Source organism: Alcanivorax sp. HI0044 (genome assembly GCF_001634945.1).
Genome location: NZ_LWEZ01000848.1, coordinates 1 through 570 on the forward strand (window position 1 = coordinate 1; position 570 = coordinate 570).

The window sequence follows — 570 nt, forward strand, 5'->3', positions numbered from 1 at the left end:
ACAGCGCAGTCTAACGGTTTGCGGGTTGGCTGACGAGGGTCAGAGCCTCCCCGCTCCGCAGGAACGTCGACCCGCACGTTTATAACGAAGCCGCTGTAGGAGTTCCTCTTGAGGGACGAATACCAGCCCTCGCGAGGAAACAGGCAATGCGGGGGTCACCTGATCATTCTGGAGGCCCCGGTTGCTCTGCTGCTCCGAACCGAATCCGGGGTAGGCTCTGCGGATGATTTTCACGCTGACGCGTGGTTCGTCCCTCAAGAGGGACTATTCGCTTCGCTCACCCTTCGGGCCTCACGGAAATACGTGCGTTACTCCGCTACGCTTCGTTCCTACAGCGGCTTCGTAGATGTAACGGATCGCTTCCTACGTCAGTCTCTCAACTCGTAAACGTGGTGAGCCTCGCCCTTCATGTTATCGATGGTGGTACCGATATAGCGGGCATTGTTGGGAATGCCGGAACCGGTGGTGAACACCTTGAAGGTGCGCACTTCTTTCGGAGTGTCGATCACGGTGTCCGCGTCCACTTCCACCCACATGAAAATCACCGCTTCCTGGGGGATGTAATCCACC

General features: G+C 57.5%; 1 protein-coding gene. It reads right to left on the reverse strand.

Annotation, left to right across the window (positions count from 1 at the left end):
* Window positions 1-368: 368 nt before the first annotated feature.
* On the reverse strand, window positions 369-570 hold a 202-nt coding region (locus tag A3730_RS31475; RefSeq protein WP_063538011.1), incomplete at its 5' end, for a hypothetical protein.